We start from the raw sequence: 23,198 nt of genomic DNA, 5'->3' as shown, positions 1-23,198 counted from the left end.
TAACAAGTGTGACGGCATTTTCCGGAGGTTGCGCGCAGACCAATCAGGCCCACGAGGCGCGCAGCGCGTGCATCGTTTTCCAGTACGTGAAGAAGCGTCCGGCGAACATGCCCGCGACGACACCCGACACAGCAGCATCGATCACGCCATACGTCACGAGTGCCGACAGATTCGTCACGGTCGCCATCTCGAAGCCGAGCCAGAACTTCGCGATGAACGTGGCGGCGATCAGCAGCAAGGGCACGAACGAACCCGGCAGCATCACGGTGCGAGCGATCGGATCGACGATGAAGCGGCTCCGGCTCGCGTTGAACACGCCGGCCATGACGCCCACGCCGAGCGTAAGAATCCACGCGGCGACAGCGGCCACGCCCGTGAGCGGCGACGAAATCAGATGCGCGATGCCCATGCCCGCAAAAACCAGCGGGATGATCGCGAGTTTCGAAAGCGGCGTGGTGCTGGCCTGCATTGCCTTGACGCCGCGATACAGCAGGAATGCGAGCAGCACCCAGACCCATGTCGGCGTGCCTTGAATGATGGCGATTGGTGTCATGTTCATCTCCTTCAGACCGGTTGTTTGATGCGCATGATGCCGCCGGAGAATTAGCTGCGAATGAGTCGAACGAACCGGGCGATTGCATCGCGTGTATTAAGCGGACCCCGAAGACCGGGCGCGCGCCGGGTAAAATGCGGCCTGCCCGCCGTTCGGCCGAAGATGCGTGTGACCCGCGCATCGACGGCATTGCGGGCCGCCCCCGCCTCACGAAGGCAAACTTCCTTCCGTCTGCGTCCGTCCGGTCATCCCGCGCACCGCCGCTTTCGCTGAACCACACACGCTACGCAACGACATTCGAGGATTGTTTTCATGCTTGCCCGCATCACCCGCCTTTTCCCGCTCTGGGCCGTGCTGGTTTCCGTCGCAGCCTATAGCGCGCCTTCTTCCGTGACGGGCATCGCGCCGCACGTCACGACGCTTCTGACGGTCATCATGCTGTCGATGGGCGTCACGCTCTCCATCGACGATTTCAGGCGCGTGTTCACACGGCCCGCGCCGGTCATCGCGGGCATCGTCCTGCATTACCTCGTGATGCCGCTCGCCGCATGGGCGATCGCGAAAGCGCTGCGCATGCCGCCCGATCTGACGGCGGGCATGGTGCTCGTCGGCAGCGTCGCGAGCGGCACCGCTTCGAACGTGATGATCTATCTCGCGCGTGGCGATGTAGCGCTGTCCGTCACGATCAGCGCGTTGTCGACGCTTGTCGGCGTGTTCGCGACGCCGCTGCTCACGCGTCTTTATGTCGATGCATCGATTGCCGTCGATGTGCACGGCATGCTGATGAGCATCGTCCAGATCGTCGCGTTGCCGATCGTCATCGGCCTCGTCGTGAATCATCTGTTCGGCAAGCTCGTGCGCAAGATCGAATGGGTTCTTCCGCTCGTGTCGATGGTGTCGATCCTGCTGATCATCGCGGCGGTCGTCGGCGGCACGCAGAAGAGCATCGCATCGGTGGGCATGGTCGTCGCGGTGGGCGTGGTGCTGCACAACGGCATCGGTCTTCTGGGCGGCTACTGGGGCGGCCGTCTGCTCGGCTTCGACGAAGCCGTCTGCCGCACACTCGCGATCGAAGTCGGCATGCAGAACTCGGGCCTCGCAGCGACGCTCGGCAAGCTCTATTTCACGCCGATCGCGGCCTTGCCCGGCGCGCTGTTCTCGGTGTGGCACAACTTGTCGGGATCGATGCTCGCGGGCTATTGGGCAGGACGCCCGGCGAAAGGCTCGACGCGCGATACCGATGCACAAGGTGTCGTCGCGCGGCAGAGTTGAGCGTTCGCACTTAATCGAGTTAGAGAAAACGCGCCCATGCCGGCGCGTTTTTTTCATTTCACTCCGAGCAGCCCGCGAATCGTTTCCTCAGTCTGCGCATAGCGTCCTTCGCCGAAATGCGTGTACACGATCTTCCCGTTCTGATCGATCAGATAGAGCGCGGGCCAGTACTGGTTGTTATACGCATTCCACGTTGCGTATCGATTGTCCTGCGCGACCGGATATTCGATTCCATATCCCGCGATAGCTTTCTTCAGATTGCCGGTGTCGCGCTCGAACGAGTATTCGGGCGTATGCACGCCGACCACGACAAGTCCTTTATCCCGATAGCGCGCGTACCAGTCCTTCACATGCGGCAGCGTATGCGCGCAGTTGATGCAATCGAAGGTCCAGAAGTCCACGAGCACGACCTTGCCGCGCAACTGCGCGAGATCGAGTGGCGCGCTGTTGATCCAGTTATCTATGCCGGCGAAATCAGGGGCTTGCGCGCCGGTCTGCTGCATCGCTTTCATGCCGGCCGCGGAGTCGGTCGATGAAAAAGCGGTGAGCGCCGCGACGGCGCCGAGCGCTGCGATCATGGCAGTGCCGACGGCGGCGATCTTGAGTCGGGCAAACATGGCGGATTCTCCTTTCGGTTTGGCGGTAAAGCGTATTGAAGCGCGCGGATGTATCGGGCGCGTGTCCCGTTTGTATCGCCATGTATCCAGCGGCGCGGCCGATACATGGCGTTGCACGGCGGGCCGTTTCTGAAATTCCCGCGATACATGAAGGCGCTGAAATACGTCACATGGCCTGATGTGCCGTTTCCCCGGCGTTCGATGCCGGTCCGTCCAACCGATTTCCACGGAACACCGATCTCATGTCACTCATCGTCATCGCATTCTTCGGCGGCGTGTTCACCGTGCTGAGCCCCTGCATCCTGCCGGTCGTGCCGTTCGTGTTCGCGCGCTCGGACAGGCCCTTCGTCACCGACCGCCTGCCGCTTCTCATCGGGCTCGCGGGCACGTTCGCGCTCGTGACCGGCATCGGCGTCGCGGGTCTCGCAGGCGCCGCCCAATTGAACGAATACGGCCGCTGGATCGCGCTTGGCACGCTCGGGCTGTTCGGCGCGGCGCTGCTGTTTCCGTCGATTGCCGAGCGGCTCACGCGTCCGTTATCGGCGCTCGCGGACCGCATCGTCGCGCGTTCGCAGACGCAGGGCACGACGCGCCGCATCGCTTCGTCGATGCTGCTGGGCGCGGCGACCGGGCTGCTGTGGGCGCCGTGCGCGGGGCCGATCCTCGGCGTCATTCTCACGAGCGCGGCCTTGCATGGCGCGAACTGGCACACGGCTGCGGCGCTCGCCGCGTATGGCATCGGCGCGGCGAGTTCGCTCGCGGTCGCATCGAGCCTCGGCAAGCGCGCGCTGGACACGCTCAAGCGTTCGTTCGGCGTGGGCGAGCATCTGCGCCGTGCAACGGGCGCGCTCGTCGTATTGACCGTGGCCGCGATAGCGACGGGCCTCGACACGCGCGTGCTCGCGCATATCCCCGGCGCGCCGACGAACGGCATCGAGAGCAAGCTCGTCGGCGTGCTGAAGGCGAAACAGACATCGCACGATGCACGACAGGGCGCGCGCCTCCTGCGCGTATCGACGACGGCCGCGCTGCCGGTTCAGGGCAAGTTGCCATCGCTCGACGGCGCGACGACCTGGCTCAATTCCGCGCCGCTTTCCGCCGATGCATTGCGCGGCAAGGTCGTAGTCGTCAACTTCTGGACGTATTCGTGCATCAACTGTCTGCGCACGCTGCCGTATCTCAAGACGTGGGCGCAACGTTATGGCGATGACGGGCTCGTCGTGGTCGGCGTGCATACGCCCGAGTTCGGTTTCGAGCGCGACACGGCAAACGTGAAGCGCGCGCTTGCGAATCTGAACATCAAGTACCCCGTTGCCGTCGATAACGACTACGGCATCTGGCGTGCGTTCGGCAATCAGTACTGGCCGGCGTTCTATATCGTCGATGCACAAGGGCGCGTGCGCTTTCATCACTTCGGCGAAGGCGGATATGGCGAGGCGGAGAACGCGATTCGCCAGTTGCTCGCCGATAACGGCGCGACGATGACCGCCCGCGATGCGCAAAGCGTGCAGGGCAGCGGCGCGCAAGCGGCGGCCGATCCCGCGGACATCGGTTCGGATGAAACCTATGTGGGCTACAGACAGGCGCAAGGCTTCGCGTCGCCGCAACGCGTGATGCCCGATGCCATCGAAACCTACACGCTGCCCGCGCGACTCTCGCTCAACGACTGGGCGCTCGATGGAAAGTGGAACGTCGGCGCAGAGGCGGCGGTGCCGGCCGCGCCGCAAGCGCGCATCGCGTATCGCTTTCACGCGCGCGATCTGCATCTCGTGCTCGGGCCATCGCCGGATGGCAAGCCGGTACGCTTTCGCGTGACGATCGATGGCGCAGCGCCGGGCGCGTCACACGGCGCGGATATCGCCGCCGATGGCAGCGGTGTCGTGACGAACGCGCGTCTTTATCAGCTCGTGCGTCAGACGGGCGCGGTCGTCGATCGCACTTTCGAAATCGAATTTCTCGATTCTGGCGCACAAGCGTATAGCTTCACTTTCGGCTAACTCGCTTGCCGACTTTCTTCTTCGACGCCGCGCCGATGCGCGGCGTTTTTTCGTCTTTACCACGAGAAAAAGTCATCCGGACGGCTCCGGCTAGGTGCATTCCCTAGCGTCTCTTTTGAAAGATCGCGTGGCGCGCTTCGTCCACGCGCACACCCTGTCGCCGCAAAGCCGCGCCGGCTCTGGTTCCGCGGCCCACGCGCAGCGCCGCACCATGCTCAGGCAGTTTCTGCACTGCCCGCATGCATTACCAGAAGTATCGGAAAGTGCTCAGAAAATGTCGGTGGGTGATCGAAATTGGCCATGTACGCTTCATTCAACGCAAAGAACGCCGAGATGTTCCGGCAGACAAATCCCTTTCTCGAACTTGCCAGGTGACTGAACCGATGATTCCCAACCTGACTCTCGCACCGAACGACGTCACGAATCCGGCTCCCTCGCAGTCGGGAACCGTATCGCCGGCCCGATCGGTTGCGGCGTCCCAGACCGAGATCCTCACGGTCAAAAACCTCTCGAAGATCTTCGGCGCGAAACCGGAGCGCGCTCAGGCGTTATTGAACCAGGGACTCGGCCGCAACGAAATCTTCGCGCAGACCGGCAACATGGTCGCTGTCGACGATGTGAGCCTCGCCGTCAACGCGGGCGAGATCTTCGTCATCATGGGTCTTTCCGGCTCGGGCAAATCGACGCTCGTGCGTCTGCTCAACCGCCTCATCGAACCGACCTCGGGACAAGTGATTCTCGAAGGCCGCGACATCGCGCCGATGAGCACGCCCGAACTGCGCGCCGTGCGCCGCGAAAAAATGGCGATGGTGTTCCAGTCTTTTGCGCTGCTGCCGAATCGCTCGGTCATCGACAACATTGCTTATGGCCTCGAAGTCGCGGGCAAGAAGAAGGCGGATCGTTATGAAGTCGCACGCGCCGCACTGACGCGCGTGGGTCTCGCTTCCTACGAGAAGCTGTTGCCGAGCGAACTGTCGGGCGGCATGCAGCAGCGCGTCGGTCTCGCTCGCGCGCTGGCGGTGAATCCTTCCGTGCTGCTGATGGACGAAGCGTTCTCCGCACTCGATCCGCTCATCCGCTTCGAGATGCAGAACGAACTCTTGCGCCTGCAGAAGGAAGAACAGCGCACGATCGTGTTCATCTCGCACGATATCGAAGAAGCGGTGAAGATCGGCGGGCGCATCGGCATCATGAAAGACGGCCGCCTGATTCAGGTGGGCACGCCGGCAGAACTCATCCAGTCGCCCGCCGACGATTACGTGCGCGACTTCTTCCGCAATGTCGACGTATCGCGCTTTCTCGAAGCATCGAGCCTGATGACGAAGGTCGAGCGCGGTCTCATCGCGTGCAACACGAGCGCGCCGTCGGAGCGCTATCTGAACGGCCTGATCGACAGCGGCGCCGAATGCGGCTACGTCTGCGACGAGGCAGGGCGCTATCAGGGCTGCGTGACGCCTGCATCGCTGCACAAGAACGGCAACCGGCCGATCAGCGACGCTTTGCTTCGCGATGTCGCGGCGGTCCCGCTGACAGCCGATCTGCATCAACTCGCGACCATTGCGCTCGGCCAGGAGCACGACGTGCCGGTCACCGACGAACAGGGCAGACTCGCGGGCGTCGTGTCCTGCCGCACGATTCTCAAGCAGGTCATGGAGCGGAGAGCAGCATGAATTCCTCGATATTTGGAAAGGTCGCCGAAGACGCAGTCAACTTTCTTTTCTCGCACTTTCGCGGCGGTTTCGACGCATTCTCGGCCGCGCTCGGCGCAGTCATCACGCTGCTCGAAGATGGTCTGGGCGCGGTGCCGTTCATCGTGATGCTCGTGATTCTCATGGCGCTCGCGCTGTGGAGAAGAGGTGTCGTGTTCGCGGTGTTCGTCGGCGCGGCGCTCTATGTGATCAACTACATGGGCCTCTGGGCGCAGACTACTTCGACACTCGCGCTCGTCGTCGCGGCGACCTTCTTCAGTCTCGTGATCGGCGTGCCGCTCGGCATCTGGGGTGCGCGCAACCGGCGTGTGGAAGTCGTGCTGCGTTCGCTGCTCGATTTCATGCAGACGATGCCCGCGTTCGTCTATCTGATTCCCGCGGTGATTCTGTTCGGTCTCGGACGCGTCCCCGCGGTGATCGCGACGATCGTCTTCGCCATGCCGCCGGTCGTGCGCCTCACGACGCTCGGCATTCGCCAGGTGCGTGAGGAATTGCTCGAAGCGGGCCGGTCGTTCGGCAGCACGGATGCGCAACTGCTCTGGAAGATTCAGTTGCCGAATGCATTGCCTTCGATCATGGCGGGCGTGAACCAGACGATCATGATGGCGCTGTCGATGGTGGTGGTCGCATCGATGATCGGTGCGGGCGGGCTCGGCGAATACGTGCTGAGCGGCATTCAGCGGCTCGATATCGGCATCGGCTTCGAAGGCGGCCTCGGCGTGGTGCTGCTCGCGATCATTCTCGATCGGCTGACGGAGAGTTTCGGCGTGAAGTCGAAGAAGAAAAAGAAGGTCGTCTCCACGCCAGTCAAGCCTGCTCCTGCCGCAAACACTGCTCAAACCTGAGCAACACAGCGTCGCCAATATCTCAAATCATGAACCGTAAGATACGGAGTCCGAAATGAATAACAGCTTCATCAAATCCCTGATCATCAAGATCGTGACGCCGGCCATCGTGGCGTTCGGGGCCGGTGCGAATCCGGCGATCTCGGCCGAGCCTCTCAAAGTCGCCGTGACGAACTGGGCCGACGTGCTCGCGGTCGCCAATGTCGCGAAGTACGTGCTCGAGACGAAGCTCCAGCAGCCGGTGCAGTTCGTTCAGGCGGATATCGGCATCCAGTATCAGGGCGTGTCGCGCGGCGATCTCGACATCATGGTCGGCGGATGGCTGCCGGTGACGCACGGTCAGTATGTCGCGCGCTACAAGGACACGCTCGACGACGTCGGCGTCATCTACACGGGCGGCAAGAATGGCTGGGCCGTTCCCGCGTATGTGCCCGAGTCGCAGCTTTCATCGATCGAGGACCTGAAGAAGCCCGAGGTGCAGAAGCAGCTCAACGGCGTGATCCAGGGCATCGAGCCGGGCGGCGGTCTGATGCAGGCATCGGAAAAGACCATCAAGGCGTATGACCTGTCGGGTTACAAGCTGCAATCGGCGAGCGAGGCCGGGATGCTCGCATCGATTCAGCGCGCATATGGATCGAAGCAATGGATCGTCGCGACCGTATGGAGCCCGCACTGGCTGTTCCAGAAATGGCAGATGCGCTATCTGAAAGACCCGAAAGGCACGCTGGGCGGCGAGGAGCAGGTTCACGCTTTCGCATCGAAGCAGTTCGCGACCAAGTTTCCGCGCGCGGATGTATTCTTCAAGCATTTCAAGCTGACGCTCGCGGATGTCGAGTCGATCGAATTCGAAGGCAATTCGACCAACGACTACGCGACGGCCGCGAAAAAGTTCGTCGACGCGCATCCGGACAAGGTGAAGGCGTGGCTCGCGCAGTGAACACGGGCATGCAGGCGGAGAAGGCGCTGGAGCGCGCAGGCATCGCGTGCAACAAGAACAACATTCCCTTCGATACCGAGAACCCGACTGTGACCTCAGGCATACGCTTCGGCACGCCCGCGGCGACGACGCGCGGCTTCGGCGTCGCGCAGTTCGAGCAGGTTGGCGCAATGATTCTCGACGTGCTGGCCGCGCTCGAACATGCGCGCAATGGCGACGAGCACGTGGAGCGCTCGGTTCGCGCCCGCGTGCGCGAGTTGTGCGGCACGTACCCGCTTTATTCACATGCGGAAGCGCTCGTCTGACGCGCATCGCGCATGACCACACACTATCTTTTCATCAGAGAGACACGATCATGAGCTTCGAAGGCGTTCATACTCCGCTCGTCACCCCGTTCAAGGACGACGGCGAAATCGATCACGAGATGCTCGGCAAACACGCCGCCAGTCTCGTGGGCCGCGTGTCGGGCATGGGGGTCGGCGGCACCACCGGCGAATACTATGCGCTCAGTTTCGACGAGCGCGTGAAGACGTTCGACACGGTGGCGTCGGCGGTCGGCGGAAAGACCTACCTCACCGCGGGCATCAACGCGACCACGACGAAGGAAGTCGTGCGTATCGGGCAGGAAGCGAAGCGCGCGGGCTATGACGCGTTGCTCGTCGCGGCGCCGTATTACACGCAGCCGACGCAGGACGAGTTGCTCGCTCACCTGCTGAAGGTCGATGACGCGCTCGACATGCCGATCATGCTCTACAACTTTCCGGCACGCACCGGCACCGCGATCGGCGACGAAGTCCTCGACAAGCTGCTCGCGCGCCCGAACTTCGCAGCGATGAAGGAAAGCACGGGCGATATCGCGCATCTGCATCATCTCGCGACGCATCTGCCGGAGCGCTTCGTCCTCAGTTGCGGCATGGACGATCAGGCGCTCGAGTTCTTCGCATGGGGCGTGCGAAGCTGGGTCGCGGGTGCTTCGAACTTCCTGCCCGAAGCGCATACCGATCTGCTCGAAGCATGCGTGAAGCGCGGCGATTTCATCGCGGGCCGCAAGCTGATGACGCAATTGCTTCCGGTGCTCGAACTGCTGGAACGCAGCGGCAAATTCATCCAGTATGTGCGTTATGGATGTGAACTCGCGGGCACACGCGTCGGCAATGCGCGCGCGCCGCTCGGCACGCTCAACGACGAAGAGCGCAGTGCCTTCGCCAAGATCGTTCAACCCTTGCTGCGCAACGCTCAGTAACGTGAATGGCCTCGAAACTGGATTTCATGCGGTTTCCCGCACCCGATGGCGTGAACGGCTGGTGGGAAAGTCTGCCGCCCGCCGCGCCCGCGAACAGCGTGACAGGCGAGCAGCGCTTCGACTTCGTGGTGGTCGGCGGCGGTATCACGGGCTTGTGCGCGGCGCGGCGGCTTGCCGAACTCGCGCCGGATGCATCCATTGCGCTCGTGGAAGCGGATCGCGTCGGGCGTTCGACAGCGGGGCGCAATTCGGGCTTTTTCGTCGATTTGCCGCATGACATCAGCAGCGAAAGTTATTCGCGCAGTGTCGAGGCCGACAAGGCGGACGTGCGCCTGCAACGGCATGGCATCGACTATGTGCGCAGCACGGTGAAGGCGCATGGCATCGAGTGCGACTGGCGCGACGACGGGAAGTATCACGCGTCGGTGAACAAGAAGGGCCATTCGGCGCTGACTCATTTCGCGGATGGACTCGCGCGCATCGGCGAGCCGTGCGAGTGGCTCGACGAAGCCGCGATCGCCAAGGTGACGGGCACGCGCTTCTATCAGAGCGCGCTCTTCACGCCGGGATGCAGCACGGTTCAGCCGGCGGCGCTCATGCGCGGCCTCGCCGCGACGCAGCCGTCGAACGTGACGGTCTTCGAAATGAGCGCCGTGAAGGGCATGGAAACGCGCGGGCAGACGAAGCTGCTCGGCTTCGCGAACGGCAGCATCGAAGCGAAGCGCGTCGTGCTGTGCACCAACGCGTATGCGGCGACCTTCGGCGGCCATCCTAACGGCTTGTTGCCGGTCTATACGTTCGCGTCGATGTCGCGCGTGATGACCGGCGACGAAATCGCAAGACTCGGCGGAACAAACTCGTGGGCGCTCATTCCCGCCGATCCGATGGGCACCACCGTGCGCCGTCTCGCGACGAACCGTATCTGCGTGCGCAATCATTTCGCGTTCCGGCCGAATCTCTCGGTATCCGAAGGCGATCTCGCGAAAGCGAAGCATCTGCATCAGCGTTCGTTCGACCGTCGCTTTCCGATGCTCAAGGATGTCGAGCTGCAATACACATGGGGCGGCGCGTTGTGCCTCTCGGCGAACAACGGTGCGCTCTTCGGGCAACGCGAGGACGGCGTATTCGAAGCTGTCGGCTGCAATGGCCTCGGCCTGAGCCGCGGATCGGCGGCGGGCAAGCTCATCGCCGAACACGCGCTCGGGCAATCGAACGATCTGATCAATCAGCTGCTGAAACAGCCGCATCCGCGTTCGCTGCCGATGCGGCCGATCGCGGACGTCGCGGTATCGGCGGCTATCTGGGTGAAGGAATTCTCGGCGGGCGCCGAACTTTGAATCTGTGAGGACATGACATGACGACGCATCAGGATTGGAAACGTCAGGCCGAGCATCTGTCGCTCGACGGCCGCGCATTTATTGCGGGAGCACGCTGCAACGCCGCATCGAACGAGACATTCGGCACGCTGAATCCTTCGACCGGCAAGGTGCTCGCTGAAGTCTCGAAGTGCGACGCGAAGGACATCGACCGCGCGGTCGTCGCGGCGCGCGAGGCGTTCGAATCGGGCGTGTGGTCGAAGGCCGCGCCAGCGCAGAGAAAGGCGGTCCTGCAGCGTCTCGCACAATTGATCGACGACAACGCCGAAGAGCTCGCGCTGCTCGAAGCGCTCGAAGCGGGCAAGCCGATCAGCGAATGCATGGGGCTCGACATTCCCGAATCGGCGGCGTGCATCCGCTGGCATGCCGAGGTGACGGACAAGCGTTACGACGCGCTGTCGCCGTCCGGTCCGAGCGTCGTGAGCATGATCACGCGCGAGCCGATCGGTGTCGTCGGCGCGGTGCTGCCGTGGAATTTTCCGGCGCTGATGCTGGCATGGAAGATCGGGCCGGCGCTGTCGGTGGGCAATAGCGTCATCGTGAAGCCGGCGGAGCAGACTTCGCTCTCGACGCTGCGAATCGCAGATCTCGCACTTGAAGCAGGTCTGCCGCCCGGCGTGTTCAGCGTCGTGACGGGCTTCGGCGAAAGCGCGGGACAGGCGCTCGGCACGCACGCGGATGTCGATCTCATCGCGTTCACGGGCTCGACCGAAACCGGAAAGCGCTTCCTGCGCTATTCCGCCGATACGAACCTGAAGCGCGTCGTGCTCGAATGCGGCGGGAAGAATCCGCAAGTCGTCTTGCCCGATGTCGCCAATCTCGATGCCGTCGCGGAGCAGGCCGTCGCCGCCGCGTTCTGGAACATGGGCGAGAACTGCAGCGCGGGCTCGCGGATTCTGGTGCACAAGAGCCAGAAGGCCGAACTGCTGCAAAAGGTCCAGGCCGTGCTCGAAGGCTGGAAGGTCGGCGATCCGCTCGATCCCGATGTCAAGCTCGGCTCGCTCATCGAGGAAGCGCATTACCAGAAGGTGCTCGGTCATATCGAGAAGGCGAAGGCGGAAGGCGCGCGTGTCGCGAGCGGCGGCAACGCGACGCTTGCGGAAACGGGCGGCTGGTTCGTCGAGCCGACCATCTTCGATAACGTCACGCCCGAGATGAGCATCGCGCGCGACGAGGTCTTCGGCCCGGTGGTCTGCTTTATCGAATATGCTGACGTCGACGAGGCCGTGCGCATCGCGAACGATACGTGCTACGGACTCGCGGCATCGCTGTGGACCGACAACGTGAATCAGGCGCATAAAGTCGCGGCGCGCATTCGCGCGGGCACCGTGACCGTGAACTGCTTCGGCGAGGGCGATCTCTCGACACCCTTCGGCGGCTTCAAGCAGTCCGGTTTCGGCGGACGCGACAAGTCGGTCTACGCACACGACCAATATTGCGAGCTGAAGACGACCTGGCTGAAGCTCGACTGATCATCGGACGAGGCAACATGCGCATTGGCTTCATCGGTACCGGCACGATCACGGAGGCGGTCGTGACCGGCATGATCCGCTTCGGCGTGTCTTTCGAGCGCGTGGCGCTGTCGCCGCGCAATGCGAAGATCGCGGCGCGGCTGGCCGCGCTCGATGCGCGCATCGAAGTCTGCGAAAGCAATCAGGACGTGCTCGATACATCGGACGTCGTGTGTCTTGCGGTCGTGCCGCAGATCGCGGCGGACGTCCTGAGCGAACTGACCTTCGATGCGCGGCATCACGTCATCAGCTTCATCGCGGGGAAGTCGCTCGATCAGATCGGGGCGTTCGTGCGCCGTTCGTCCAGGATCGTGCGCGCGGTGCCGCTGCCCGCCGTCGCGGCAGGCAAGGGCAGCACGGCGATCTGCCCGCGCGACGACATCGCACGGGCGCTGTTTGCGCCGCTCGGCGAAGCCGTCGAAGTCGACGACGAGCATCAGTTCGACGCGCTTTCCGCCGCGACCGCGACGATGGCCGCCTTCTTCGCGCTGCTTGAGGAACAGGCGTCGTGGCTCGTCGCGCAAGGCGTGCCGTATGCGTCGGCCCGGTCGTTTTTGTCGGGCTATCATGTGGGGCTCGCTCATGAAGCGACGTCAGGCACGGCGCCTTTCTCCGCGATGATCGGGCACGCGAGCACGCCCGGCGGTCTCAACGAGCAGCTCAACCGCGAGCTTACGGAGCGGGGCACGTACACGCACTACGCAGAGGCGCTCGACAACATCATGCGCCGCGTGCAATGGCGTGGATAACGACGAACAAACGACACTCGCGCCCCTCGGAAGGTGATTCACATGCAGAAGAAACAGCAGTTCGCGGACCGGCTTCTCGCCCAGATGCCGTCGCTGCGCGCGCTCCGGTGTTTCGTCACCGCGGCGCGCTACGAAAGCTTCACGCAGGCCGCGGAAGTGCTGTGCGTCACGCAGGCGGCGGTGAGCCGGCAGATCAAGGAACTCGAAGATACGCTCGAAGTCGCGCTGTTCGAGCGCACCGGCAGACACATCGCGCTGACCGACGCGGGCCGCATTCTCTACAACGCGTCGTATCTGTCGATCATGAACATCGCGGAGGCGGCGCAAGCGGTGCGGCGCGTCGATCGTCACGCGCTGACGCTCTGCATCTCTCATACGTTTTCGGCGCTGTGGCTTTCGTTCAGGCTGCCGACGTTTCGCCAGCGCTTTCCGAATATCCGCTTGCATGTGATGGTGACCGAGCACTTCATGGAACTCGACGACCTCATGGAGCCCGATGTCATCATCACGAAGAATCCGCCGCGCGAGGCAGAGTATGAAGTCGAGCCGCTTTTTCACGACATCGTTTATCCGGTATGCAGCGTTCCGTTTTATGAGCGCTATTTTCACGGGCGCTCGTTGAAGCCGCTCGATCTGCTCGCGCATCCCACGCTGAGCCTGTCGCTGCTGGGGCGCGCGCAAGTGTGCGAGCACGTCGACTGGCGCGTGTGGAAAAACTGGTATCAGCAAGGCGACGGTTCAGAACGCCTCGATCAGCATGACGATCTCGAAAGCAACGACTATCGGTTGCTCGTCGCGCAGGCCGAAGCGGGCGAGGGGACGCTGCTCGGCTGGCATCATCTCGTGCATCGGCAGGTCGAGCAGAAAAAACTGGTTCGCCCCGTCGACGATGCGCTCGTGTTCCATGATCGTCATCACTACGTGATCACGCATCGCAATGCAAAATCCCGCCCGGAATACATTCAGTTTCGCCAATGGCTCGACGAGGAGATCGCCACGATGATGCAGGGATGGCCCGCGGCCGAATCGAAGGCCGTTCTCTGAGCGCCACATGAAACAGGCGACCGAAAAACCGAAGGGGTATCGGCGGCTCATTCCGTCGGTGACCGCGCTGGTCGAGTTCGAAGCCGTCGCGCGTCTCGGCAGCTTCACGCTCGCGGCGCATGAACTGGGCGTCACGCAGGCCGCCGTGAGCCGGCAGGTCCGGTTCCTCGAAGAGACGCTCGGCACGCGGCTTTTTCGCCGGCTGCATCGCGCGATCGAACTAACCGGGGAAGGCGAGGCGCTGTACCGCGTCGTCGCGGAATCGATGCAGAAGATCGCGAGCGTGTTCGACCGCATCGCGCGCGGCCCCGTGCAGCAGGAGCTCGTGCTGGCCGCGACTTCCGCGTTCTCGCACTTCCGCCTCCTGCCGCGGCTCGCATCGCTCAAGGCCGTGCAGCCCGATTTGCAACTGCGGCTGTCCACCCAAATGTTCACCGCGGATCTGCGGCACAAGGAGATCGATGTCGCGGTGCGCTTCGGCGGCGGCGTGTGGCCGGACGGCACGGCGACGCTGCTCTTCGACGAGGAAGTGTTTCCTGTCTGTTCCCCTTCATGGCTCCAGGCGCAGGCTGAGCCGGCGTCGCTGGAAGAGCTCGCGGGCTGCGTGCTGGTCGAATCGGATTCGACTTCCGAAGGCTGGATGGGCTGGGAAGAGTGGTTCCATGCGGTCGGATTCCGGCCGATGCGTCTGAATTTCTCGCTGCGTTGCAGCCTCTACACCGATGCGATCCAGGCCGCGCGTTACGGCCAGGGCGTCGCGCTCGGCTGGGGCCGGCTCGTTCACGATTTTCTCGAAAGCGGCGAGTTGGTGAGACTGCACGTGGCATCGTTCAGGCCGGGCGATTCGTACTTTGCCGTGGTGCCGCACGGCCGCGCCATCACGCCTGCCATCGCCGCGCTGATCGAGTGGCTGCGCGACGACGCGCACGCATAAATTAAAGTAATCCGAGATCGAAAATAAAGCGCATTGACGCTAATTTCTAGCGATCCAATACTCGGGTTATCGCGGGACCACTCGAAGTCCCGATCCCTGAACGATGGAGAGCGACGATGTCCGAAGTGCAATTCAAGACTCATGGCGAACTGATCCGCAGCCTCGAGCCCGGCCACGGATTGCCCGGCGAGCTGTTCGGGCGGCAGGACGTGTTCGAGACGGACGTCGAGGTCTTTTTCCATAAGCACTGGATTCTGGTCGGCGTGACGGCGGACGTGCCCGAGCCGGGCGATGTCTCGACGGTGGATATCGGCCGGGCTTCGATCATCATCGTTCGCGACGACGACGAGAATATCCGTACCTATCGGAACGTCTGCCGGCATCGGGGCGCGCGGCTGAAGGAGCCGGGGAAATCGACCGTCGGCATGCTGGTGTGCCCGTATCACCAGTGGACCTACGACCTCGACGGCAGCCTGCGCCACGCCGCGCACATGGGCCGTGATTTCGATCCGAAGTGCCGCAGTTTGCTGCCGGTGCATACGCGCATCGTCGGCACGCATATCTTCGTGTGCCTTGCCGACGAACCGCCGGCGGATATCTCGAAGCTCGAAGACGCGATGGCGCCGCGATTCGCGCCCTACGATATGCGGAACACGAAGATCGCGTTCGAATCGGAGATCATCGAGAACGGCAACTGGAAGCTCGTGATCGAAAATAATCGCGAGTGCTATCACTGCGCCGCGACGCATCCGGAACTGACCGCTTCGTTTCTGCCCGAGGATTTCGGCTTCTGTCCCGAGAATCTTCCCGAGGAAGCGCTGCGCGAAATCGAGGCCTACAAGGAACGCAACGCCGCGTGTCAGGCGAGCTGGGAGCGCGATGGCTTCACGAGCGCGACCGTCGAATGGCTGGACGAGGATGCCGTCACGCAGTTCAGAACGCAGCAACTTGTCATCGCGGGGCACGGCGAGTCGCAGACCATCAGCACGAAGGTCGCAAGCGAAAAGCTGCTCGGCGATCTGCAGCGGCGCGACCTGGGCGACACGCATCTCTGGACGCACAACTCATGGACGCATGTGATGAGTGACCATGCGGTCGTTTCGTACATCATTCCGCTTGCGCCGGATAAAACGCTCGTGCGATCGAAGTGGCTCGTGCACGCGGATGCGGTGGAAGGTGTCGATTACCAGATTCAGGATCTGACGGAAGTGTGGGTCGCGACCAATGCGCAGGACAAGCATCTTGTCGAGATTACGCATGAGGGTACGCAGGATCCGGCTTTTCGGCCCGCTGTGTTCTCGCCGTTTACGGAGAGTTATGTGGAGCAGTTCTCGCGGTGGTATGTCGCTCGGCTGGGGGCGCATGGTGTTTAGGGGGTTTTGGCGAGAGCTTTCGATGCGGTGCTTGATTGTCGCCGGATCCCGATTTCTTTTTGGTTTATTAGCACTGCCCCTCCCCGGGGCGGGGGTCACTTTCTTTGCTGCTGTGTATGGACCGGAGACATGGGTAACACCTGTTCCAGGACATGGGTAACACTTCGGACGAATGGTTCGTCCGGAGTAGATCATGACCTGGGATAGCAAAGACATCATGGAACTGCGGCTTGAATTCGTGGAATTCGCCACCCGAGAAGGGGCCAATCGGCGCGCCTTGTGTCGCCAGTACGGCATCAGCGCGAAGACGGGGTACAAGTGGATCAGGCGCTTCGAGCAAGGCGACACCGCTTTGGCCGATCAGGGCCGACGGCCCGTGCATAGCCCCTCGCGTACCGATGCCGAAGTAGAGGCACGCGTGGTCGAACTGCGTCAAGCGCATCCCGCCTGGGGGGCGGCCAAGCTTGCCAGGCGCCTGAGCGATCTGGGTTGCGCTCAGACGCCTTCGCCGAGCACCGTGACGCGCATCCTGCATCGGCAAGGCCTGATCACCGCTGAGAGCAGCACCGAGGCCTTGCGCTGGCAGCGCTTTGAACACGAGCATCCCAACGATCTGTGGCAGATGGATTTCAAGGGCTATATCGAACTCGACAGTGGACGACGCTGCTTGCCGTTCACGGTGCTGGACGATCATTCGCGCTTCGATCTGGCGCTCGATGCGTGTGGCAGCACGCCCACGCGGGTCGTGCGTGAGCACTTGCGCGCGGTGTTTCGCCGTTACGGGTTGCCGCTGCGCATCAATGCGGACAACGGTCCGCCATGGGGCAGCCCTGCGCGACCCGGACAACTGACTGCGCTGGCGATCTGGCTGATCCGCCTGGGCATCCGACCTTCGTACAGCCGGCCCGGGCATCCGCAGACCAACGGTAAAGACGAACGGTTTCATCGGACGCTGAAGGCGGAACTGCTCGCGGGTCGACACTTCAAGAGCCTGAAGAGTATCCAGCAAGCCTTCGATACGTGGCGCCAGATGTACAACCACGAGCGCCCGCATCAGGCGCTGGGCATGGCCACGCCGATCTCGCGCTATCAACCCAGCCCGCGAGCGTATCCGGAGCGTCTGCCGCCGATCGAGTACGGCGACGCAGACGTGGTGCTTCGCGTGGGCATCAACGGCGAGGTGCGCTTCAAGTCGCAATGCTTCAAGGTTTCAAGTGCGCTGGCTGAGCTGCCCATCGCGTTGCGCGCCTGTAGCGAAACCGACGGCTGCTACGACGTGTACTTCGCTCATCAACGAATCGATACCATCAGCTTGAAGGGACGCGGCAAAAGGAGCTAAATGTGTTACCCATGTCCTGACACACCTGTTACCCATGTCTCCGGTCTATACACTGCTGCAAAGAAAGTAACCAAAGAAAGCAGCTCGTCGAGGCCCGCGGTCACACGCACGTTGGCCATGCTTGCCAGCCCGCGGTGGCTCTCGCCTAAATGTCGCCCTCGAAGGCCCAATCGGGCTTGGATCGCGCACGGTCTGCCACCCCAAATGTTTTAGCGCGCTGGTTCAGCACCAAAGAGCTTCGGCACAGCGCTACGCGCTGCCGTTGGGTATGCGAGGGAAGCCATCGAAGAAGCGCACGCAAACCCGATTGACCCATCGGCCGCGTAGCGGGCCGGAGCTCTCTGGTGCTGAACCAATTTGTTGTGTGGTGCGATGAGTCAGACCGTGCGCGGTCCAAGCCCCGCGAGACCTTCGAGGGCACTCGCTACTGCCGGGCCATTCAGCCAATCGTCTGTGCCGCGGCCGGTGTGAAGTGCTTAGGCTGGGGATAGCTGTTTCTTTGGTTACTTTCTTTGCAGCAGCAAAGAAAGTGACCCCCGCCCCGGGGAGGGGCAGTGCTAATAAACCGACGCGAAAACGGGATCCGGCGAAAACCTGAACCACGCCCAACGCCAAGCAAAACAATCCCCGCTTTCAATGATCAGTCACAAAAGTCGGATGCCGCGTACGAATCTCGTCCACCTGACTAAGCGTACCCGACAGATGCTTGCGCAACGCGGCATCCGCCGCATCGGGATCACCCTTTTCGATAGCATCGACGATCTCGGTGTGATCCCGCACCACCGCCATCGTCTTGCCCTCGACCGGCAAATGCAAACGGCGCAGCCGGTCGATATGGCCGCTCAATCTGCGCACCAGATCCCAGAGCTGCGGCACGCCCGCAGCCTCATACATCTGCCGATGGAAAGCCTGATCGAGCAATGAAAACTGCTCGACGTCCTTCGGATCCAGCCACTCCGTCTGCTCCGCGATCGTCGCGCGAAGCCGCGCGACCAGCGACGCCTTGTGCTCCCGCGCCAGCGTGCGCACGACTTCGAGTTCGATCGAACGGCGCAGAAAATGCGCCTGCATCGCCGACGCCACGCTGATCTGGCTCACGACCGTCGCGTGCTGCGGAAAGATGTCGACGAGTCCTTCCTCACCGAGCTTCATCAGCGCGTCGCGCACGGGCGTCTGGCTGAGGCCGTAACGCGTCGCCAGTTCGATCCGCGACAGAACCGTGCCGGGCTCGAGCTCGAGCGACAGGATCATTTCGCGCAGCCGTTCGAAAACCTGCGGCGCGGCGTGGCGGGAGCGGTCCAGCCGATGGACCGAAGCGGAAGCAGCGTTTTTCATTTCAGACAGAAAGCGATAGGCAACTGAAACATTAGTACTATAGCCGCGCTCAGCCATATGAGGCACGGAAAACTCGCAAAGAACGATCGGCGTATACCCGACTGACATACTAATACATTAGTGCTTTACCATTCGGCTACTCTCGCTACTTTCCGGACGCCCGACATGACCCGCGATATCGCCATCACCGAGGTTCGAATCACGCCGATCGCCTTCCGCGACGGCCCGTTGCTCAACGCCGCGGGCATCCACGAACCGTGGGCGTTGCGCGCCATCGTTGAACTGGAAACGAGCGACGGGCGTGTCGGCATCTCCGAAACCTATGGCGACGAGCCAATGCTGCGCGTGCTCGATCAGGCGAAAGACCTCGTGATCGGCCTGTCGCCGTTCGACCTGAACCAGATGGAAGAGCGCGTGCGCGCGACGATCAAGGCGACGCCCGGCGCCGTCGAGTTCGAACTCGCGCCCGGTTCGCATGCCGCGAAAAATGCGCCGAAGGTCATCAGCACGTTCGAAGTGGCGATGCTCGATCTGCAAGGGCAGATCGTCGGCGCGCCGGTCGTCGATCTTCTGGGCGGCAAGGTCCGCGACGCCGTGCCGTACAGCGCGTATCTGTTTTTCAAGTACGCGGAACATATCGACAAGCCCTATGCGCCCGATGCGTGGGGCGAGGGCATCAGCCCTGAGCAGATCGTCGCGCAAGCGCAGCGCATGATCGACCTGTACGGTTTCCAGAGCATCAAGCTGAAGGGCGGCGTGTTCGAGCCCGCGCATGAAATCGCCTGCATGAAGGCGCTCGCGAAGGCGTTCCCCGGCATGCCGCTGCGCCTCGATCCGAACGCGAACTGGACGCTCAAGACGAGCATCGAGGCCGCGCCCGAGCTCGATGAAATCCTCGAATACTACGAAGACCCGTGCCCCGGCCTCGAAGGCATGGCCGAACTGCAGAAGCACACGAAGCTGCCGCTCGCGACCAACATGGTCATCACGACCATGGACGACTTCCGTCGCGGCTGCAACATGGGCTCGATCAAGGTGCTGCTCTCCGATCACCACTACTGGGGCGGCCTGCGCGCCACGCAGACGCTCGCGCGCATGGCGCGGCTGTGGGGCTTCGGCATGTCGATGCATTCGAACTCGCACCTCGGCATCAGCCTGATGGCGATGACGCATGTCGCGGCAAGCGTGCCGAATCTCACGTATGCGTGCGATACACACTACCCGTGGCAGGAAGAAGAAGTGATCAAGGGAGGCCGCGTCATATTCGATAACGGCGCGGTGCGCGTGCCGACGACGCCGGGTCTCGGTGTCGAACTCGATCGCGAGCAACTCGCCGCATTGCATGAGCAATACCTGACGTGCGGCGTGCGCAATCGCGACGACCTCACGCAGATGCGCAAGTATCAGCCCGAGTTCACCGGCAAGAACCCGCGCTTCTGAGTCATAGAACAAGTACACGCGCATTCCAGGAGACAACCTCATGAGCAGTTCCAGCGCGCTGTCGAGCGCCGTTCGCAAGATCAAGTGGCATGTGCTGCCGCTTTTCGTCGTGATGTTCATCGTCAATTACATCGACCGCGTGAACATCGGTTTCGTGCGCCAGCACTTGAGCGCGGATCTCGGCATTGGCGCGGCGGCTTACGGGCTCGGCGCGGGCTTGTTCTTCGTGAGCTACGCGGTGTTCGAAGTGCCGTCGAACATGCTGATGCAGCGCTTCGGCGCGAAGGCGTGGCTCACGCGCATCATGATCACGTGGGGGCTGGCGGCCGTGGGCATGGCCTTCGTGAAGGGCGAGACCTCGTTCTACGCGATGCGGCTCGTGCTCGGCGCGGCCGAAGCGGGCTTCTTCCCGGGCGTCGTGTTCTATTTCACGCAATGGCTGCCGCGCGATGAACGCGGCAAGGCGATGGCCATCTTCCTGAGCGGCTCGGCGCTGGCTTCGGTGTTCTCCGGACCGATCTCGGGCGGGCTGATGCTGATCGAAGGCGTGGGCCTGCACGGCTGGCAGTGGATGTTCATCATCGAAGGCATGGCGTCGGTCGTACTCGCGGGCTTCGTGTGGTTCTGGCTCGATTCGAAGCCGCGCGACGCGAAGTGGCTCATGCGCGCCGAGCAGGATGCGGTCGTCGCCGAAATCGAGGACGAGCAGCGCCGCCGCGATGCCGTGCACGCGAAGAAGCCGACGTCGTGGAGCCTCTTGCGCGATCCGCAGATTCTGATCTTCTGCCTGATCTATTTCTCGGTCTCGCTGACGATCTACGGCGCGACGTTCTGGCTGCCAAGCATCATCCGCAAGATGGGGCATCTCAACGATTTTCAGGTCGGCCTTTTCAACTCGATTCCGTGGCTCATCTCCATCGTCGCGATGTATCTGTTCGCGGCACTCGCGGCGCGCTTCAAGTTTCAGCAGGCGTGGGTTGCGTGCGTGTTGCTGATCGCGGCGGCCGGCATGTATGCCGCGGGTCTCGGCAGCCCGGTCTTCTCGTTTGTCGCGATCTGCTTTGCGGCAATCGGTTTCAAGGCCGCATCGTCATTGTTCTGGCCGATTCCGCAAGGTTATCTCGATGCGCGCATCGCGGCGCCCGTGCTCGCACTGATCAATTCGATCGGCAACCTCGGCGGCTTTGTCGCGCCTGCGACGTTCGGTTTCCTCGAACAGAAGACGGGTTCGATTCAGGGCGGGTTGACGGGTCTCGCGGTGATGTCGGTCGTGGCCGCCGGTGTCGTGTTTTTCGCGCGCATGGCGCCTCGGGCCGGGCGCGATGTGCCGGTGCTGCAACCGGGCGTGCAGAAGTAATCGCGCATCTCTCCATTGCACGTTAAAGCATGAAAAGGTGAACTCTACGACGGCGCATTTTTAAGTGAAGCAGAACGATATACCCATGATGTCTCCTCGCCGTGTTACGGTGTTTGCTGAGATCGTCGGGATTTCGCGCTACCGTGCTTTTATGACACGACACTCATCGTTCACGCGTTAGTCCACAACCGTCAAATTGCATCAAATGACAGTTGCATCGGAAGCGTAGCGGCACGACACTTGCACGTCCGTGGGTTCACTTTCAAAGGAGATGTCATGAGTATCTTTTCAAATATCCTGAACAAAATCTTTCACCACGACAGTGCGCCTGCCAGCGCAAGCCCGGGCGCAGCGCCTGCTGCCGCACCGGCCACCACGACGGCTGCCACGCCCGACCAGCCTGCCGCAGCACCGATGCAGGAAGTCGATGTCGAAGCAGTGCTGACGCAAATGCAGGCGAGTCAAGGCGCGCAACTCAACTGGCGCACGTCGATCGTCGATCTGATGAAGCTGCTCGGCCTCGACAGCAGCCTGTCCGCGCGCAAGGAACTGGCGTCGGAATTGCACTACACCGGCAATACGGAAGACTCGGCCTCGATGAACATCTGGCTTCACAAGCAGGTCATGCAGAAGCTCGCGGAAAACGGCGGCAAGGTGCCCGACGATCTCAAGTAAGAAGTAAAAATCGCGGAAGGCGATCCGGAGACGGTTTGCCTTCGCCGCGTCTTACTACGGTCCGGATCATCTTCCGCGACTGCCCGTATGAAATAACCACCGATTCTCATCGACCGCACGCATCGCTGGCATGCGCACTGCTCTCCATTCTGGCAAGGCACTCCGTCTTGACTGAAACCTCGCTGGGGAAGCAACGATGACAATCCAGAGAAAGATCGCCAACTGGCGCAGGATCGGCCATTTCTGCACGAGACGCCTCGTCGATTATGGCGAGCTGATTCCCATCGAACTCGCTGAGACCAAGAAGCGCGTGCTGCATGAAGTAGTCGCGCTCGTCGCGCTCACGATCGGCGCACTGTTCACGCTATCTTTCGTGTCGATCGCGGTGATCGTGACCTCAGTCGGCACGCCGTATCTCGTGCTGACGGCGTGGTGCGTGGCGGGAGCGTGGCTCGCCGTCGCGGTGATCGCCGTCATCGTCATGATGTCGCGCAAGCCCGCGCAACCTTTTCAGTTGCTGCGCGAAGAGTTGCGACGCGACGTGGATGCCATCAGGGAGGCAACGCAATGAAGCATGCCGAAGCTCAGGGAGCGGTGCTCGCGCGCATGGCGGAATCGCGCGCGGAATTGATTGCCGCGCATATTGCCGATGAACGTTTGCGGGTTACGCGTGCTACGCGTGTGCCGCGCACGTTGCCGGCAACGCGACCCGCGCCGTGGTTCCTGCGCACGCCCAATGCCGAGTTGATTGCGCTCGCGCTCGTCGGCATCGCGATTCTCGGCGTGCGCCGCACGGTGCAGACGGCCGTCGGCGCGGGATTGAGCGCGTCGACACATCGGGCGTTCTCCGATGTGCTCAACGCGCTGCGTGGATGACTGCCGGTTGCCGAAC

At 62.4% G+C, this 23,198-nt stretch carries 21 protein-coding genes and 1 pseudogene; 19 read left to right on the top strand and 3 right to left on the bottom strand.

Annotated elements, in window-relative coordinates; genetic code table 11:
• Positions 1-43 precede the first annotated feature (43 nt).
• On the bottom strand, positions 44-553 hold the full coding sequence (locus tag ACEN42_RS27525; RefSeq protein WP_371883712.1) for a DUF6622 family protein: 510 nt from the start codon (positions 551-553) through the stop codon (positions 44-46).
• 312 nt (positions 554-865) lie between these two features.
• Here ACEN42_RS27525 and ACEN42_RS27520 point away from each other — a divergent pair, with 312 nt between their 5' ends.
• A complete protein-coding gene (locus ACEN42_RS27520) occupies positions 866-1,825 on the top strand; it encodes a bile acid:sodium symporter family protein (protein ID WP_371883711.1) in 960 nt (319 codons plus the stop codon).
• Between the two features lie 53 nt (positions 1,826-1,878).
• Here ACEN42_RS27520 and ACEN42_RS27515 read toward each other — a convergent pair whose 3' ends face one another.
• Positions 1,879-2,442, bottom strand: coding sequence for a thioredoxin family protein (locus ACEN42_RS27515; RefSeq protein ID WP_371883710.1), 564 nt, complete (start codon positions 2,440-2,442; stop codon positions 1,879-1,881).
• Between the two features lie 242 nt (positions 2,443-2,684).
• On the opposite strand from ACEN42_RS27515, the gene ACEN42_RS27510 reads away from it, so the two are divergent.
• The 13 genes and pseudogenes from ACEN42_RS27510 to ACEN42_RS27450 all read left to right on the top strand — a co-directional run bounded on the left by ACEN42_RS27510 (position 2,685) and on the right by ACEN42_RS27450 (position 17,499).
• On the top strand, positions 2,685-4,439 hold the full coding sequence (locus tag ACEN42_RS27510; protein ID WP_371883709.1) for a cytochrome c biogenesis protein DipZ: 1,755 nt from the start codon (positions 2,685-2,687) through the stop codon (positions 4,437-4,439).
• Positions 4,440-4,822: 383 nt separating this feature from the next.
• Positions 4,823-6,109 carry a glycine betaine/L-proline ABC transporter ATP-binding protein gene (locus ACEN42_RS27505; protein WP_238211391.1) on the top strand — a complete coding sequence of 429 codons (1,287 nt, stop codon included), beginning with the start codon at positions 4,823-4,825 and terminating at the stop codon, positions 6,107-6,109.
• Entirely contained in the window at positions 6,106-6,993 is an 888-nt protein-coding gene (locus ACEN42_RS27500; protein WP_371883708.1) for an ABC transporter permease, read from the top strand. The genes ACEN42_RS27505 and ACEN42_RS27500 overlap by 4 nt, the downstream gene beginning before the upstream one ends.
• Positions 6,994-7,048: 55 nt before the next feature.
• On the top strand, positions 7,049-7,930 hold the full coding sequence (locus ACEN42_RS27495) for a glycine betaine ABC transporter substrate-binding protein (protein WP_371883707.1): 882 nt from the start codon (positions 7,049-7,051) through the stop codon (positions 7,928-7,930).
• A 5-nt stretch (positions 7,931-7,935) separates the two neighbouring features.
• Positions 7,936-8,235 (top strand): annotated as a pseudogene (gene glyA / locus ACEN42_RS27490) (serine hydroxymethyltransferase); the annotation flags it as partial.
• Between the two features lie 50 nt (positions 8,236-8,285).
• Entirely contained in the window at positions 8,286-9,173 is an 888-nt protein-coding gene (locus tag ACEN42_RS27485; protein WP_187604227.1) for a dihydrodipicolinate synthase family protein, read from the top strand.
• 5 nt (positions 9,174-9,178) lie between these two features.
• Entirely contained in the window at positions 9,179-10,510 is a 1,332-nt protein-coding gene (locus ACEN42_RS27480; RefSeq protein WP_371883706.1) for an NAD(P)/FAD-dependent oxidoreductase, read from the top strand.
• Between the two features lie 17 nt (positions 10,511-10,527).
• A complete protein-coding gene (locus ACEN42_RS27475) occupies positions 10,528-12,021 on the top strand; it encodes an aldehyde dehydrogenase (RefSeq protein ID WP_371883705.1) in 1,494 nt (497 codons plus the stop codon).
• Between the two features lie 17 nt (positions 12,022-12,038).
• Positions 12,039-12,809 carry a pyrroline-5-carboxylate reductase gene (locus ACEN42_RS27470; protein ID WP_371883704.1) on the top strand — a complete coding sequence of 257 codons (771 nt, stop codon included), beginning with the start codon at positions 12,039-12,041 and terminating at the stop codon, positions 12,807-12,809.
• A gap of 42 nt (positions 12,810-12,851) precedes the next feature.
• On the top strand, positions 12,852-13,853 hold the full coding sequence (locus ACEN42_RS27465) for a LysR family transcriptional regulator (protein WP_371883703.1): 1,002 nt from the start codon (positions 12,852-12,854) through the stop codon (positions 13,851-13,853).
• Between the two features lie 7 nt (positions 13,854-13,860).
• Entirely contained in the window at positions 13,861-14,787 is a 927-nt protein-coding gene (locus ACEN42_RS27460) for a LysR substrate-binding domain-containing protein (protein WP_371883702.1), read from the top strand.
• Positions 14,788-14,903: 116 nt separating this feature from the next.
• Positions 14,904-16,160, top strand: coding sequence for an SRPBCC family protein (locus tag ACEN42_RS27455; protein WP_371883701.1), 1,257 nt, complete (start codon positions 14,904-14,906; stop codon positions 16,158-16,160).
• Positions 16,161-16,353: 193 nt separating this feature from the next.
• Complete coding sequence (locus ACEN42_RS27450) at positions 16,354-17,499, top strand: IS481 family transposase (protein WP_371880587.1); 1,146 nt, start codon at positions 16,354-16,356, stop codon at positions 17,497-17,499.
• A 633-nt stretch (positions 17,500-18,132) separates the two neighbouring features.
• On the opposite strand, the gene ACEN42_RS27445 is transcribed toward ACEN42_RS27450, so the two are convergent.
• The gene (locus ACEN42_RS27445; protein WP_238288980.1) at positions 18,133-18,834 is read right to left on the bottom strand and encodes a GntR family transcriptional regulator; all 702 of its coding nucleotides are present in this window, start codon (positions 18,832-18,834) and stop codon (positions 18,133-18,135) included.
• A 165-nt stretch (positions 18,835-18,999) separates the two neighbouring features.
• Between ACEN42_RS27445 and ACEN42_RS27440 the strand changes: the two genes are divergently transcribed.
• From ACEN42_RS27440 to ACEN42_RS27420, 5 genes are all read left to right on the top strand, one after another.
• Positions 19,000-20,274 (top strand): glucarate dehydratase family protein, encoded by a 1,275-nt coding sequence (locus ACEN42_RS27440; protein WP_371883700.1) that lies wholly within the window; start codon positions 19,000-19,002, stop codon positions 20,272-20,274.
• Positions 20,275-20,314: 40 nt separating this feature from the next.
• The gene (locus tag ACEN42_RS27435; protein WP_371883699.1) at positions 20,315-21,631 is read left to right on the top strand and encodes an MFS transporter; all 1,317 of its coding nucleotides are present in this window, start codon (positions 20,315-20,317) and stop codon (positions 21,629-21,631) included.
• Between the two features lie 276 nt (positions 21,632-21,907).
• Entirely contained in the window at positions 21,908-22,306 is a 399-nt protein-coding gene (locus tag ACEN42_RS27430; RefSeq protein WP_035499864.1) for a DUF3597 domain-containing protein, read from the top strand.
• 196 nt (positions 22,307-22,502) lie between these two features.
• The gene (locus ACEN42_RS27425; RefSeq protein ID WP_238211405.1) at positions 22,503-22,877 is read left to right on the top strand and encodes a phage holin family protein; all 375 of its coding nucleotides are present in this window, start codon (positions 22,503-22,505) and stop codon (positions 22,875-22,877) included.
• Positions 22,874-23,182, top strand: a complete 309-nt coding sequence (locus tag ACEN42_RS27420; RefSeq protein ID WP_371883698.1) for a hypothetical protein — start codon at positions 22,874-22,876, stop codon at positions 23,180-23,182. The genes ACEN42_RS27425 and ACEN42_RS27420 overlap by 4 nt, the downstream gene beginning before the upstream one ends.
• Positions 23,183-23,198: the final 16 nt, after the last annotated feature.

Source organism: Caballeronia sp. S22, assembly GCF_964261745.1.
In the GTDB taxonomy this organism is placed as follows: domain Bacteria; phylum Pseudomonadota; class Gammaproteobacteria; order Burkholderiales; family Burkholderiaceae; genus Caballeronia; species Caballeronia jiangsuensis.
The sequence above is the reverse complement of the archived record's forward strand: the minus strand, read 5'-3'. Positions and strand labels throughout refer to the sequence as shown.